At 62.3% G+C, this 14,861-nt stretch carries 15 protein-coding genes; 1 reads left to right on the plus strand and 14 read right to left on the minus strand.

The window, feature by feature from the left end:
* Positions 1-4 precede the first annotated feature (4 nt).
* The 9 genes from ACT54B_RS00575 to hemN form a co-directional block, all read right to left on the minus strand.
* Positions 5-706 (minus strand): PAS domain-containing protein, encoded by a 702-nt coding sequence (locus ACT54B_RS00575; RefSeq protein WP_476042036.1) that lies wholly within the window; start codon positions 704-706, stop codon positions 5-7.
* A gap of 363 nt (positions 707-1,069) precedes the next feature.
* Positions 1,070-1,786, minus strand: coding sequence for a PAS domain-containing protein (locus ACT54B_RS00580; protein WP_476042038.1), 717 nt, complete (start codon positions 1,784-1,786; stop codon positions 1,070-1,072).
* Between the two features lie 490 nt (positions 1,787-2,276).
* Entirely contained in the window at positions 2,277-3,206 is a 930-nt protein-coding gene (locus tag ACT54B_RS00585) for a lipid A biosynthesis lauroyl acyltransferase (protein ID WP_476042040.1), read from the minus strand.
* Between the two features lie 7 nt (positions 3,207-3,213).
* Positions 3,214-4,242, minus strand: coding sequence for a zinc-binding dehydrogenase (locus tag ACT54B_RS00590; RefSeq protein ID WP_476042042.1), 1,029 nt, complete (start codon positions 4,240-4,242; stop codon positions 3,214-3,216).
* Positions 4,243-4,300: 58 nt separating this feature from the next.
* Complete coding sequence (locus ACT54B_RS00595) at positions 4,301-5,587, minus strand: beta-ketoacyl-ACP synthase (RefSeq protein WP_476042043.1); 1,287 nt, start codon at positions 5,585-5,587, stop codon at positions 4,301-4,303.
* An 11-nt stretch (positions 5,588-5,598) separates the two neighbouring features.
* The gene (locus tag ACT54B_RS00600) at positions 5,599-6,804 is read right to left on the minus strand and encodes a beta-ketoacyl-ACP synthase (protein WP_476042045.1); all 1,206 of its coding nucleotides are present in this window, start codon (positions 6,802-6,804) and stop codon (positions 5,599-5,601) included.
* Between the two features lie 9 nt (positions 6,805-6,813).
* A complete protein-coding gene (locus ACT54B_RS00605; RefSeq protein WP_476042047.1) occupies positions 6,814-7,302 on the minus strand; it encodes a 3-hydroxyacyl-ACP dehydratase FabZ family protein in 489 nt (162 codons plus the stop codon).
* A gap of 28 nt (positions 7,303-7,330) precedes the next feature.
* A complete protein-coding gene (locus ACT54B_RS00610) occupies positions 7,331-7,609 on the minus strand; it encodes an acyl carrier protein (protein ID WP_046797252.1) in 279 nt (92 codons plus the stop codon).
* A gap of 128 nt (positions 7,610-7,737) precedes the next feature.
* On the minus strand, positions 7,738-9,087 hold the full coding sequence (gene hemN / locus ACT54B_RS00615) for an oxygen-independent coproporphyrinogen III oxidase (RefSeq protein WP_476042049.1): 1,350 nt from the start codon (positions 9,085-9,087) through the stop codon (positions 7,738-7,740).
* Between the two features lie 237 nt (positions 9,088-9,324).
* On the opposite strand from hemN, the gene ACT54B_RS00620 reads away from it, so the two are divergent.
* Positions 9,325-10,050 carry a Crp/Fnr family transcriptional regulator gene (locus ACT54B_RS00620; protein WP_476042051.1) on the plus strand — a complete coding sequence of 242 codons (726 nt, stop codon included), beginning with the start codon at positions 9,325-9,327 and terminating at the stop codon, positions 10,048-10,050.
* Between the two features lie 28 nt (positions 10,051-10,078).
* Here ACT54B_RS00620 and ACT54B_RS00625 read toward each other — a convergent pair whose 3' ends face one another.
* From ACT54B_RS00625 to cobA, 5 genes are all read right to left on the minus strand, one after another.
* Entirely contained in the window at positions 10,079-10,507 is a 429-nt protein-coding gene (locus ACT54B_RS00625; RefSeq protein WP_476042053.1) for a L,D-transpeptidase, read from the minus strand.
* 144 nt (positions 10,508-10,651) lie between these two features.
* Positions 10,652-11,632, minus strand: a complete 981-nt coding sequence (gene cbiB / locus ACT54B_RS00630) for an adenosylcobinamide-phosphate synthase CbiB (protein WP_476042055.1) — start codon at positions 11,630-11,632, stop codon at positions 10,652-10,654.
* Complete coding sequence (cobD, locus tag ACT54B_RS00635) at positions 11,629-12,666, minus strand: threonine-phosphate decarboxylase CobD (RefSeq protein ID WP_476042056.1); 1,038 nt, start codon at positions 12,664-12,666, stop codon at positions 11,629-11,631. Before cobD ends, cbiB begins: the two co-directional genes overlap by 4 nt.
* Positions 12,651-13,973 carry a cobyrinate a,c-diamide synthase gene (locus ACT54B_RS00640; RefSeq protein WP_476042057.1) on the minus strand — a complete coding sequence of 441 codons (1,323 nt, stop codon included), beginning with the start codon at positions 13,971-13,973 and terminating at the stop codon, positions 12,651-12,653. The genes cobD and ACT54B_RS00640 overlap by 16 nt, the downstream gene beginning before the upstream one ends.
* Positions 13,970-14,812 (minus strand): uroporphyrinogen-III C-methyltransferase, encoded by an 843-nt coding sequence (gene cobA / locus ACT54B_RS00645; RefSeq protein ID WP_476042058.1) that lies wholly within the window; start codon positions 14,810-14,812, stop codon positions 13,970-13,972. Before cobA ends, ACT54B_RS00640 begins: the two co-directional genes overlap by 4 nt.
* Positions 14,813-14,861 lie beyond the last annotated feature (49 nt).

Raw genomic sequence — 14,861 nt, forward strand, 5'->3', positions numbered from 1 at the left:
CGTATCAGTGACCCACTTCCACCGGTTCCGGCAAGCTGGCCTGCGCCACGATCACAGAACCGGTGATCCGCCGCTCGATATTCCGAAGCGGCGTGAGCCGGATGTGGAAAGGCCCGCTCCCCTGCCCGCCCGACAGGAGTGGCGCCTCGAACTCCCGAAAATCGCCCGCCATGCAGACGTCGAAATGCGGCCGGTAATGGGCCTCGAAAACGTCCATGTCACAGAAATCGGCAATCGGGCGCCCGATCAGCGTGCGCGGTGATGTCCCGAGATCCTCGGCCATGACCGAATTGCAGTAGAGAAAGCGTTGGTCGATGGACACCACCGCCACCCGCGATACTGACGGCATGGAACCGATGGCATCCTCCCGCGCCGCGAGCGGCACGGTCAGTACCGAAGGCCTGACACCAAGCCCCCGGTCCAGCCGAAGCTGGCCCTCGTGAAAGTAGCGGGACAAGAGCTCCGACATCTTGGCGGAAAGGCGAACCACCGTCGCCGCATCGTCGGATCGCCGAACCAGAAGGTCGGTGATGAACTTCAGCTGCTTGTACAGCTCCATTGTATTGGTGGCCTGATAAAGAAGAATATCTTCCAATACAGGATCGATTTCCCGATCCAGATCTTCGACCACATTGTCCTGTCCCAGTTGTATCGCCCGTTCGATCTGAGACTCGATGTTGGAAAAGACTTCCAATCGTGACAGCAAGTAAGCACCTCACTTCCTGAGATAAATGCGGAAACCCCGGCCCCCCGGTTATCCGCCCCCTGTACGGCACCCTCCCGCTGCCCGGAGAGTCGCCGAATTTTTATTCCATAACATGACTTTTGCTCACTTTCAATGTAGCGTGATCATGTAGCGTTCAAATATTGCACCAAAATATCATCGAATACATACTGTAAATTGCGGGTACTATACGCCCGGAAGCACCGCTCTTCGCGAAACTATTTTTGACAGAGAAAAAACAATACTCATCAATTGAGCGTTAAAAACAAAATTAAGGCTTCCGCGAAAAAGCGAAGGGCCCCATCGAAATGGAGCCCTTCGTTTTTTGTTCAAGTAAAAAAATTATCACGCAGCCGAGGATTGGCGGCGGTCCGGAAGCTCTTCTGCCACAAGAAGCGCCCCGATAAGGACCGAATTCGGCGCGTAGTAGGGCGACAGGCGCGTACGGACCACGACGGTGCGGTCTCCCATTTGGTCCGCATAGGTGTAGTCCACGATCTCGCCCGCGAAGCAGCGATCGAGCCGTTCCTTCAGCCCCTGAACGAAGCGGTGCAGACCGATGAACTCGCCGATATGGCGGCCAAGCAGTTCCTCCGGAGCCCGGTTGAGCGCCGTAGCATTGGCTTCGTTGGTAAATACGAAACGGTAATCGGGCGCCACGACGGACACGCGGTTGGACAGGCTTTCGAGCAGGGAAATGTCGATGCCGGTCTGTACAGACGCATCGACGGCAACCCGTTCCGGCGCCACGGAGCGATCGAGATCGTCCGGCGTGAAGGGACCGACATGGCCGGGAATGATATGGCGTTCCACCACCTTGTGCAGGTTCCCGGCGTGACGGAGCACGCAGCACGCATCTTCCGACTCGCGGCGCAGCAGCTCGATGGCAAGCAGGAACTGCATCTGGATCTCGACCGCATTGGCGGCTTCCCGGGCAAAAATCGTATCCAGCAGGCTTTCGACCTCCCGGTCGAGAATGGCGATCGATTGTTCGTCGAGTTCGCCGACGGCTTTTTTGATCTGGGAATATTTGGTCCAGAATAGATCGATAAGCTCTTTCAAGTCTGCATCTCCCATGCGCCCCCAACCGGGAAGGTCGCTTGTCCCGTCAGTCAGCATCCGCCGGGATCATCGCCCCGGCTGCCGAACACCCCTCAGGACCACTCCTCGGTTATCCCGGTGATGCGCGTCCCTGCCCTCCTAAACGAAGCTCGCGAGCAGCTGCCCCCTTCAGTCTTCAGGGAACATCCGTCACGCGATTAACATCAGTGAGAACACGGCCATCGCCCCGGGCGGAGAAACGGACCTATCGTTTCCGCGCCCCGCTTCATCATGTACCGGGACGAGGTTATTTCGTTTTGTTAACTAATTGTACATCTACACAACAATTATTCAACCTTGCAGGAGGCTTGCCAAGGATGCGATTTGCACCTTTTTTGGTCAAAGCAGCGCCGGATCATAAATTTTCGATAGAAATAATTATTAACATTGGCCACTGAAGGTTGTGGAGAGTTCCGTCAGGTGGCGAAAAACACCCCAGCTTTGGGGGTAATTACAAGTGATTCTTTATATTCCACCGATCATGGTACCAAAGCCACTGATCGGGATACTCCCGAACCCAGGATTCCACTTTATCATTCAGAAGTTGTGCCACCCCGGCAACGTCGAGGGAGCCGTCCGGCTTTGTCGGCAGTTCCATCCGCGGTTCTATTTCAAGACGATACCGGTTTCCCGGCAGGCGGACGCACCGTGCGGGATAAACTTCGCACTTAAACTGGCGGGCAAGCTTGGCGAGCAACGGGTTAGTCTGCACCGGCAGATCGAAGAATCGGGTTTCCACGCCCCGCGTGAACTTCTGGTCGACCAGGACGCCGACCCCTCCGCCCTCTTCCAGCGTGCGCGCCAAGGCGAAAGAGGAACCGGCATGGGAGGGCACAAGCTTGCCCATGCGGGCGGCCCGAAACTGGAAGACCTTGTCGCCGATATAGGGGTTGTTCGGTGGGCGGAACAGCACCGTCACCGATAGCCCGAAGGAGGACCCGGCGACCGGCAGAAGCTCGAAGCAGCCGGAATGGGCTGTAAAGACGATGAAAGGCCGCGGATTGTCGCGAAGATCGAGGAAGATCGGGATGCCGGACACTTCGATTCGGCCCGGCTTGTCGCTGTCGGGATCGAAATCGAACAGCCGGTCGAGAAAGACGTATTCGGCGACCATCCGGCCGAGGCTGCCCCAGCTTCCCAGCGCGATGTCGTGGATCTCCTCTTCGGATTTCTCCGGGAAGGCCCGCCTGAGATTGTAAAGAACCAGCTTGTGCCGCGACGTAAGCGGACCGATGCGGCGCATCAGGCGGTCCGCAACCGTCATCGCCTTGTCGGCCGGAAACAGCTTCAGGACATTGAGCGACCCGAAGGCAATCTGCGCGATCAGCCATTGGCGAAAATGGTAGAGCGCCAGCACGATCCGGGTCACGAACATCTTCATGGGCAGATCAGTCCATCTTCAGGATGATCTTGCCGAAGATCTGACGGCTCTCCATCCGCTCCAGCGCCGTGCCGATGTCGTCGAAGCTGACTTCGGTGTCGATCACGGGATGCACGAGGCCGCGCGCCATCTTCTGCATGGCATTGGCCATGTTCTCCATCCGGCAACCGAAGGAGCCCAGCAGCTTCAGCTGCTGCTGGAAGAGCATCATCAGGTTCACCTCGGTGGAGACACCGGAGGTGGAGCCGCAGGTCACCAGTCGACCACCGCGCTTCAGCGAGAACATCGAGCCGGCCCAGGTATCCTTGCCGACATGTTCGAAGACCACGTCGACGCCCTTCTTCTTCGTGATCTTGCGCACCACGCCTTCGAAGCGGTCCGTGCGGTAGTTGATCACGTGATCGGCGCCGAGCGCCTTGGCCTTTTCGATCTTGTCGTCGGAACCGACGGTCGTGATGACCGTGCAGCCAATCTTCTTGGCGAGCTGGATCGCCGCCGTGCCGATGCCGGAGCCGCCCGCATGGACGAGGATCGTTTCGCCGGGTTCGAGCTTCGCATTGTCGAACAGCATGTGCTCGACGGTCCCGAAGGTCACCGGGGCGAGTGCCGCGCCGATTGCATCGACACCGTGAGGCGCCGGCACCAGCTGGCGGGCCGGAATGTTGATCTTTTCCTGCGCGAAGCCGTCCAGATGGAAGCCGTGCACGCCGGCGACGTGTTCGCAGAGATTGTCCCGGCCTTCGCGGCAGGGCTTGCAGAGCCCGCAGGTGCGTGCGCCGTAGACGGCGACGAGCTGGCCGGGCAGCACGTTGGAAACGCCGGGGCCGATGGCATCCACCACGCCGGAGGCTTCCGCGCCGATGACGAGCGGCATCTTGCGCTTGGCGAAGGCCATGCCGCGCCAGCCCCAGACGTCGATATGGTTGAGGGCGACGGCCTTGACGCGAAGGGTTACCTCGCCTGGGCCGGGTGCTTCGGGCTCGGGCAGGTCGACCGCTTCGAGCCGGCGGTCTTCGATGAGTTGCAGCGCGCGCATGAGACGATCCTTCGCCCGGTCTGGGCGTTTCATGGGTTCTTGAGGTTCGGGGCCTGAATTATGCCGGTTCTGCCGTCATGACAAGGCTGGCATTCTGTCCGCCGAAGCCGAAGGAGTTGGAAAGCACGGCTGAAACGCTGGCCTCCCGCTTCACATTGGGCACGACGTCCAGCTCGATGGCCGGATCCGGGTTCACATAATTGATGGTGGGCGGCAGCGTGCCGGTCAGCATGGTCTGGATGGAGAACACCGCCTCCACCGCCCCCGCCGCCGTCAGCGTATGGCCGATCATCGACTTGTTGGACGAGACCGGGATGCTCGACAGCGCCTCGCCGAAGACGGCGCGCATGGAGTTGTACTCCATCTTGTCGTTCTCGGGCGTGGAGGTGCCATGGGCGTTGATATAGCCGATCGCTGCTTCCGAGAGACCGGCATCTTCCAGCGCGGCGCGGATCGTCGCAATCGCCGGCCCGCCATCCGGCGAGGAGCGCGTGCGGTGGAAATGGTCGGCTTTCTCGCCGCAGCCCTTCATGATGCCAAGCACCTTCGCACCGCGGGCGACTGCCGATTCCAGCGATTCCAGCACGAGCGTCGCCGCCCCTTCCGCAATCACGAAGCCGTCGCGGTCCTTGCTGAAGGGCTTGGAGGCCTTCTCCGGCGGATCGTTCTGGGTCGAGAGCGCCGACAGGAGCGAGAAGCGGATCAGCGCCTCGGCACTGACCGAACCATCGGTGGCAACGGTCAGCGCGCGGGTCGTCCGGCCCTGGCGAATTGCCTCGACGCCAAGCTGGATCGCGGTTGCGCCCGAAGCGCAGGCCGTCGACAGCGTCACCGGCAGGCCGCGGGTTCCGAACCGGTCGGCAAGCCGTTCCGAGATGGCGCCGAAGAGTGCGGCTTCGTGGAAGACCGGGTCAGCCCTCTCGCGCAGTACGGCCAGGAATCGGTCATAGGCATCGCCCGGCTTCTCGCTCGGACCGGCACGGTCTGCGAGATCGAAGCGAGCGCTCCACTCGGGCTCGATCGGCGGCGCGGCAAGGAAAAGCGGACCGCCGAAATCGCCGGAGAGGCCTGCCTGCGCCAGTGCTTCCTCGGTGGTTTCCCGTGCAAAGGCATAGGAACGTTCCACCGCATTCGGTGCAGGGATGCTGATGAAGTCGATCATGCCGGAAATGCGGGTCGAAAGCCCGTCCGTCGGGAAACGGCTGATCTTGCGAATACCCGAGGTACCGGAGGTCAGCGCCGCCCAGTTGTCCTTGAGGCCCTGGCCGAGCGAAGTCACCACACCCATGCCGGTCACGGCAACGATCGGGCGTCCGAGATGATCGGTGAAAGCGGAAGACGTCATGGTACTACTCCTCAGGCGTCGGCGGAGAGAAGGGCAATCCCTTCCCCTCGCACGTGACCGACGGTGGTGACGAGGGCGTGGCGGGCCGGCTTGGCCATGGCCTTTTCGCCGGAGGCATCGAAAGGCGGGACCTTCGCCCCTTCGCTCAGCGCCAATGCCGCAAAGGCGAGGCCGAGCGGAAACTGCGCCTCGACCCCGTGGCCGGAGAGGCCGCCATAAGCGCGGATCGGCGCGGCTGGCAGGGCCGATTCCAGCGCAGCCTTCTCGCGGCGGGCGAGATCGTGGAATCCGGTCGAGCCGGAGAAGATGACAAGATCCTCGGCCGGAACGGCCCGTGCACTGTCCAGCAGGCGGGAGAGACGGGTTTCGAGCTTGCCCTCCTCGCGGCTGCCGCGGTCGCCCTGGATATCGCCGATGACGGCGTAGATCTTGGCGCCGCGCGCCTGCGCATGCGCCCGCGATTCCAGCATCAGGAAAGCCCCGACGGAGCCAAGGAACATGCCGCCGCCGTCGGCAGGATCGCGGGACCAGAACGGCTTCCAGCTGTCGCGGGAATGGCCCTGGATCGCCTCGATCAGCAGCATGATGTCGATGCGTTCGGCGGAAAAAGCGCCGCCCACCAGCGTATGGGTGGACTGGCCGGCCTTGATGCGCGCCACCGCCGTCTCGACGGCGGAAATACCGGCGCCCTCTTCACCCATGAAGGTTCGGGAGGAACCCGTGACCTTGTGGACGATGGAAATATTGCCGGCCATCAGGTTGGAGAGCTGGGCAAGGAACAGCGTCGGGCGCAGTTCCGTCGTCAGCTTCTCGTTCAGCAGATGCTCGCGGTCGTTCCGCTTCAGGCCCTCGTCGACGATCAGGCTGTCCACGTTGACGTCACGCTCGCCGCCACCGGCAGCGACGATCATGTCCATGGAGCCGACCGCTTCAGCATCGTCCTTGAAGCCGCTGTCATCGAGTGCCAGACCGGCCGCGAAGACGCCGAGGCGCTGCCAGTTTTCCATCTGGCGCTGGTCGCCCTTCTTCGGGATCTGCTGCGACCAGTCGATTTCGGGCAGCGGATGCACCGGATAGGGCGCGAATTTCTCGGTTTCGACGCGGGGCGTCGGGGCAACGGCCGCCGTGAGGGCCTGGATATGAGCGTCCTTGCCGACGCCAAGGCACGTGACGATACCGATGCCGGTAATCACCACGTCCTGATCGGATCTCTTCATGATCTTACCTCAATTGCCGGAGGCTTCAGCTCCGGCGCGTATGGCGTCCATGAGGCCCACTTCCCGGGCCCGGTTCTTGACGATGTCGGCAAGCGGCACCTGATCGAAGGGCATGGTGCGCAGCTTCAGCTGCGCGTCGCAGACCTTCTTGCCGCCGGCCGTGATGCGCGCCTTGGTGACGGCGAAACCGGAGCCATCATGTTCCAGCTCCGCCTCGATGTCGAGCACGGTGGAGGGCTCGACAAAGGTCCGCATCTTCGCGCCGTCGACGCTCATCAGGAACGGCATGGCCGCGAATTCAGACACGGCCAGCACGAGAAAACCGCTGGCCTGCGCCATGGTTTCAATGAGCAAAACCCCGGGCACCAGCGGCATCCCGGGGAAATGTCCTTCGAAGACGGGGCTTTTTTCGGGCACGACCGAGCGCGCCTTGAGGACGCGCTTCCGGAGGTCCAGGGCCTCCACATGATCGATCATCTGGAAATATTCCAGGAGCATGGAGGCCTCCGTTCCGCGGTGTCGGCGATCAGGCCTTGGCGGCGCGCAGTTCGTCGATCTTGGCGCAGAGGTTCTTCAGCACGAAGTATTCTTCGGTGGAAACCTTGCCCTCGTTGACTTCCTGGGTCCACTGCTCCAGCGGAATCTTGATGCCGAATTCCTTGTCGATCGCAAATACGATGTCGAGGAAGTCAAGGCTGTCGATGCCGAGATCATCGATCGTGTGGCTTTCGGGCGTAATCGTCTCGCGATCGATTTCGCTCGTTTCCGCGATGATGTCGGCAACCTTGTCGAATGTAGCAGTCACGCCATTAACCTCATGTCATGTCAATTCAGGCCCATGTCATAGGGAAAGATCGTCCAAAAGCCAATGCTTTCCTCCCGCAATGCGGAAATTTTGACGCTTCCCTGTGGCCGAAACAGCATGATGAATCCTCACACGGCGACCGAATGCCGTCCCTTGCCGTTGGCGAGATAGGTATCGAAGCGAGCAGCCGCAACCCTGGCGAAGGGTTTTCCCTTCTCGGTCAGCCGGAAACCGGTCGAATCGATTTGAACGATCCCGTCACGGTCGGCAGCCGCAAATTCCTTCGCCTCGCGGATGACCGTCTCCGCCAGGCGGCCATGCGCCTCGAGCAAGGGAGCAAAGGCGAAACCGAACTGGCACATGACTTTTTCGATCACGTCGGCCCGCAGCCGGTCATCGTCCGAAAGCGCGATACCCCGCACTGCAGCAAGACCACCCGCTTCGACGACGCGTTCATATTCGCCGGTGGCGGGAATGTTCTGCACGTAGCCCTGCGGCAGCTGTCCGATGGAGGACGCGCCAAAGCCGATCAGCGCGTCTGCGGCATCGTCCGTATAACCCTGGAAGTTCCGGCGCAGCGTGCCGTTACGCGCCGCGACCGCCAGCGTATCGGCAGGCTTGGCGAAGTGGTCGATGCCGATCGGCTCATAGCCGGCGGAAACCAGCATGTCTGCTGCCCGGCTCATCTGGCGGAAGCGCTCCATACCGTCCGGCAGCGCCGCTTCGGGAATCATGGTCTGGTGCTTCTTCATCCACGGCACATGCGCATAGCCGAACAGTGCCACCCGATCCGGATCGAGCGACAGGATCTGCGAGACCGTTGCCTCGACCGAAGCAATGGTCTGGTGCGGCAGGCCATAGAGGATATCGCAATTCACCGAATGGACGCCCCGTGCCCGCACCGCATCCACCACCGACTTGGTATGCTCGAAGGTCTGGATGCGGTTGATCGCCTTCTGCACGACCGGATTGAAATCCTGCACGCCGAGGCTCGCCCGCGTCATCCCGATATCGGCAAGCGCATCGTAAAGCGGCGCGTCGAGATCGTTCGGGTCCATCTCGACGGAAATTTCCGCGCCGGGATCGAAGGTGAAATGGGAGCGCACATGGGCCATCAGGTCGCGCAGATCGTCAGGCTTCACCATGGTCGGGGAGCCGCCGCCGAAATGCACCGCCGTAACGCGCGCACCCTTGTCCACCATGCCGCCTATGGTCTCGATCTCGCGCTTCAGCGAGACGAGATATTTGGCGATAGGCTCGTATTTCAGCGTGTGTTTGGTGTGGCAGGCACAGAACCAGCACAGCCGGTCGCAATAGGGAATGTGGAAATAGAGGGAAAGCGTCTGGCCCGGGACAATGTCCCGCAGCCAGGACCCGTAGGTGTTCGCCTCGATCTGCGGCCCGAAATGCGGCGCCGTCGGATAGCTCGTATAGCGGGGAACAGCAGCGGAATACTTTGTGAGGAGTTCCTGGGTCACGGCTTTCGGCCTTTCTTGGACAAGGTTGCCATGCGGCATAAGGACGTCCCTACCTTGGTCGAAACGATTGCTCTTTGACTTCGATCAAATTGCATCGTACGACCATTATGTGCGGCGAATTGCCGGGGACGATTTTCACGCTGGTGATTGAAACGGCTTGCTAAATTGACTAGGCAGCCGCGGAGACACGCAGGAAATGCAGCCCCTCAGGGAAGGCACGGCGACGCGGGGGATAGAATGGACATACTGCGCAAGGATATTCACAATTCGGATATTCCGGTCGTTTGCCGCTCCTGCGAGGCCCGGCATGGCGGTGTATGCGGTGTCCTGACGCCGCAGCAGCTCGTGGAACTGTCCAAGCACTCGAACCGCAAGGTCGTGCATGCCGGCAACGAGGTTGTCGGACAGGGCGAGCGGATTGCGTCCTACTCCAATATCCTGAAGGGCGTGATCAAGCTGTCGAAGATGATGGCCGATGGCCGCCAGCAGATCGTCGGCCTGCAATTTGCCCCCGATTTCATCGGTCGTCCCTTCCATGCGGAAAGCACGCTGACGGCGGAAGCCGCCACCGATACGGAAGTCTGCGTCTTCCCGAAGCCGATCATCGAACGGCTCATGTCCGAATCGTCCAACCTCGAACATCAGCTCCACAATCAGGCGCTGAAGGAACTGGACGAAGCCCGCGACTGGATGCTGACGCTCGGCCGCAAGACCGCGCAGGAAAAGGTGGCGAGCTTCCTCTATCTCATCGCCACCCATCTCGATCCCGAAAAGGGAGAGAGCATGACCTATGAACTGCCGCTTTCGCGTGCCGACATTGCGGATTTTCTGGGCCTGACCATCGAAACCGTCAGCCGGCAAATGACCAAGCTGCGGAAGGATGGCGTCATCCTCGTCGAAAACAACCGCCTCGTGACCGTCCCGGACATGGAAAGACTGTCACGCGCCGCCGGCAACGATTGATCGGAGGGGGCGCTTGCCCCCTGCCCGTCTACTGGGTGATGATGATCTTGGTGTTACCAAGCCCCTCCTCCAGGGCCATGGAGAAGAACGTCGCCGCATTGTCGGGATGCAGCCGGACGCAACCGTGGGATGCGGGCCGCCCGAGGCGCTTCAGGTCGAAAGTCGCATGCACCGCATAGCCGCCATTGAAGAAGATGGCATAGGGCATGGGCGCATTGTCATATTTCTTCGAGCGGTGGTGCTTGGACGCCCACTTGGCGGTATAGTTACCCGTCGGCGTGTAATAGCCGCGACGCGCGGTCGAGACCGGCCAGCTATACTTCTCGAAGCCGTTTTTATAAACAACCATCTTCTGGTCGGCGATGCTGACCTTGGCCACCAGCGTTGCCGCTTCCGCCCCGGAAACCAGCCCTGCCCCCAACAGGAAGGTTGCGAGCGCAGACAAAACCTTCTTCATGTCCATCCCCTTTGCAGACATATTTCAACGTCGAAGCAAAGCAGACAAAGGTTGAGAGAGACTGAAAAATGGCGAAACTGTGCCAAACGAGTACAGTCAGGGTAAATGCTTCATGAATACTTGAGGGGCAGGCCAGCCTGACGACTAGAAGGCAGCCGCCGCAACGAGCAAGCCAGCAACCAGCACTGCCAAAGCGGTGCAGGCCCCCAGAAACACAGAGACGGCGGCTTCGACATCGGCAGCGCCGATATCGGCCCGGCCCGCACCGTTGATCATCGGTTCGCTCACCTTGACGCCTCCATAGACCCGGGGTCCGGCGAGCTGGATGTCGAGCGCGCCTGCCATCGCACTTTCCGGCCAGCCGGAATTGGGCGAGCGGTGCAGTCCCGCATCGCGCAGCGCGACGCCCACCGCGAGCCGGCCAGCTGCAGCCCCGCGCAAGACGAAACCCGCAGCCGCGATCAGCAGAACGGAGAAGCGGGCGGGCACCAGATTGGCCCAATCATCCGTTCGGGCCGAGGCCCAGCCGAAGGCGAGATAGGTGTCGGATTTGTGTCCGATCATGCTGTCGGCCGTATTGAGCATCTTGTAGGCAAACAGCCCCGGCAGACCGAGCACGGCAAACCAAAAGGCGGGCGCCACCACGCCATCGGAGAAATTTTCCGACAGGCTTTCGATGGCGGCACGGCAGACGGCCGGCTCGTCGAGCGTCTCCGGATCGCGGCCGACGATCATCGACACGGCGCGCCGCCCTCCCGCAAGCCCGTCCTTCCGAAGCCCCTGGGCCACGGCCTGCACATGATCGGCGAGGCTCTTCTGTGCCAGGAGCACGCCGGCAACCAGCGCCTCTGCCGCCACCCCGAACGGACCGAGATGGGCAAACAGCCGGTGAAGCCCATGGCCGGCCAGCAGGCTGACGGCGAGCAGCAGAATGAGCGCCATCACGCCGTTCCGCTTGCGATCCGCAAAAGAGAGCGCGGGATCGTTCCAGCGCTTGTCAAAAAAGGAAATGGCCTTCCCGAAGAGGACGACAGGATGGGGATACTTGCGCCAGAGACTGTCGGGGTCGCCGACGATCCGGTCGAAAACGAGCGCGAGAAAGAGCACCAGAAACCGGCAGCTCATGCGGCAAACTCCTGCAAGGCCTGTTCCAGCCGCCGGTCGGCCGCCGCATTGGGCGCAAGGCCAAAGCGCAGCCAGCGGCTCTCATAATCGAATTTCCGCGTCAGGATGTGATGGCGGCAGAGGTGGTCGTGAAGTGCGGCGGCTCGATCCTGTTCGACCAGGGCAAAAAGCGGCGTGCCGCCCGCAATCGTCAGGCCGCAACGGTCGAGCACGGCGGTCAGACCCGCATGACGCTCCGCGATGCGCGCCCGCACCGGTTCCAGATCGCTCCGCATCAGCCGTTCGGCAATCACCAGCGCCGGGCCGGACACCGGCCAGGGGCCCAGCCAATCGGCAAACCGCTGGAGATCGCCCTCCGTGCCGAGCACGAAGCCGAGGCGAAGGCCCGCAAGCCCGAAGAACTTGCCGAAGGACCGGAAAACGGTCAAACCCTCCCGCTCTCCCGCAAGCGGCGCGAGGCTTTCGCCCGCCCCGCCATCGGCAAAGGCTTCATCCACATGCAGCCGCCCGCCACGCACCCGCAGCCTTTCCGCCAGCGCCGAAAGGTCGTCACGGCTGTGGCGGCGGCCTGTCGGGTTGTTCGGATTGACCACGATGACGAGGCCATGCTCGTCCGTGACGTCCGAGAGGTCGGAAAGCGCATCGACCGGCAGGCCGGCGGCCCGAAGCACCCGCGCATATTCGCCATAGGTCGGCGAGAGGATGGCGACCCGGCGGGCGGGGTCGGCCAGCTTTGGCATGTGCTGGATCACGGATTGCGTGCCCGGAACTGGCAAGGGCAGGCAATGCCGCGTACCATAGTAGTCGCGTGCCGCATGGCCGGCCGCCTCGCCCAGATGCCGGTCCGGCAGTCGATGCCAGGCAACCGCCGGGATGGCGGGCAATTCGACGGGATTGGGATTGATGCCGGTCGAAAGGTCGAGCCAGTCTTCGATCCGCCCGCTATAGACGCGGGCAGCCTCGGTCACCCCCCCGCCATGCAGGATGGGAGCAGCCCGGACAGGTTCAGCCAGAGGTTTCAGCGCCGCTTCCACCGTCCATCCCCCTCGATATCGACGAGATGCATGTAGGAACCGGCAACCGAACCGCGGATCAGCCCCGCCTGGCCGAGATCGTTGCCGGCGGCATCCCTGACGGCAAAGAGGCGGTCGGCATTGTCGCCTTCGGAGAGAATGCTCGAATAGTGATATTCGTGGCCGCGCATGGCCTGCGTGAAGGGTGCACCCGGCAGCGGGGTGAGGTAACGGTAACCCAGGTGCCGCTTGCGGGCCTGATAGCTGGTGACCAGGGGCAGCAGGCCGAGCATGGCGTGGCGGTCGCCTGCCGCATCGACAAGTCCCTCCCCCAGGGTCATGTAGCCGCCGCATTCCCCGAAGACGCGCACGCCCCGCGCTGCAGCCTGCCGGACCCCTTCCATGAAGCGGCTGTTGGCGGCGAGCTTGCCCGCATGCAGTTCGGGATAGCCGCCGGGCAGATAGATCGCATCGGCATCCGGATCGGGCGCCTCGTCGGCAAGCGGCGAGAAGAAACTCATTTCGGCCCCACGCCGGCGCCAACCAAGCAGCATATGTTCGTAAACGAAGGCAAAGGCCGTATCCCGCGCCACCGCAATGCGATTGCCGAGCGGCGGCAGGCGCGGAATATTCGCCTCCGATGGCCGTTGCGGCACCTGCTTCGCCGAGAGCAGGATGCGGTCGAAATCGGCCTTCTGCGCCACCGCTTCGGCCGCCTTCTCGATGAAGGCATCGAGCCCGCCGATCTCCTCCGCCTGCACGAGGCCGAGATGGCGCTCCGGCACGACGAGTTCCTTCGATGAACGCAGCACCGCCAGAACCGGCATCCGGATCTGGTCGAGCGCATCCCGCAGCATCTTCTCGTGCCGGTCGGAATTGACCCGGTTCAGGATCACGCCGGCAATGCGCGTATCGATGCGGTGATTGGCAAAGCCGCCGACGAGGGCGGCGATGGAATGGGACATGCCCCGGCAATCGACCACCAGAATGACGCTGAGCCCGAGAATGGCGGCGAGGTCGGCGGGCGATCCCTGCCCGTCGACCGCACTGTCAAAGAGACCCATCATCGCCTCGATCACCAGCGTACGACCACCCCCGGCATGCAGAGTCGCATTGGCCAGCAGCAGTTCCGGGCGCATGCCCCAGGGATCGAAGTTGAGGCAGGGCGTACCGCTTGCGACCGTATGGAAAGCGGGATCGATATAATCAGGCCCGGCCTTGCCGGGCGCCAGCGCGACGCCACGGTTTTTCAGCGCCCGCAGCAAGCCAAGCGTGACCGTCGTCTTTCCCGAACCGGAAGACGGAGCCGCAATCAGCAGTCCACTCATGCCGACACCTTGTGCGCCTCGGCAGCGAAGGGATCGGGTTTCAGCTTGCGTCCCGCAAGCGCGCCCAGCCAGTCGAGAGACGGCCGCAGGCGCACGACCTCGCCCACCACGACAATCGCCGGTGGCTCGATGCCGGACCGCGCGACGGCCGCTTCCGCATCGCCGAGCGTGGTTTCCAGCACCGATTGCGCCGTCGTCGCCGCATTGCAGACAAAGGCAACGGGTTCGTCCGGCGAACGTCCCGATGCGATCAGTTGCGTGCTGATCTGCCCGATATGCTTCATGGCCATATACATGACGATCACAGGCGAACCGCGTCCGATCGCATCCCAGTCGATCCGGTCCGGAATGACGCCGGAGGAATCGTGACCGGTCAGGAATGTCACGGCATGATTGACTTCCCGATGGGTAACGGGAATGCCGGCATAGGCCAGTCCACCGATGCCCGCGGTAATGCCCGGCACGATGCGAAAGCCGATATTGTTTTCGACAAGGGTCAGTGCTTCCTCGCCGCCGCGCCCGAAGACGAAAGGATCGCCACCCTTGAGGCGCAGCACCCGGTGCCCGGCGCGCGCCAGTTCCACCAGCCGCAGAGAAATGTCGCGCTGCTTGGCGGAAGGCTTGCCGCCGCGTTTGCCGGCAAATTCCAGCTTGGCCCCCGGCCGGGCGAATTTCAGGCATTCGTCGTTCACGAGCGCGTCATGGACAATCACATCCGCCTCGCCGAGCGCCTTGACGGCGAGCAGCGTCAGCAGGCCGGGATCGCCCGGGCCGGCGCCGACCAGCCAGACGGTGCCCGGCTGAAACTCTGGCAGATGAGAAAACAGGGTCTGGTTCATCCACTTGTCCTAAGTCCGGCGCATCCGGAATGCAACATCGACGATTTGC

It is taken from the genome of Gellertiella sp. DMC107, from assembly GCF_056313605.1.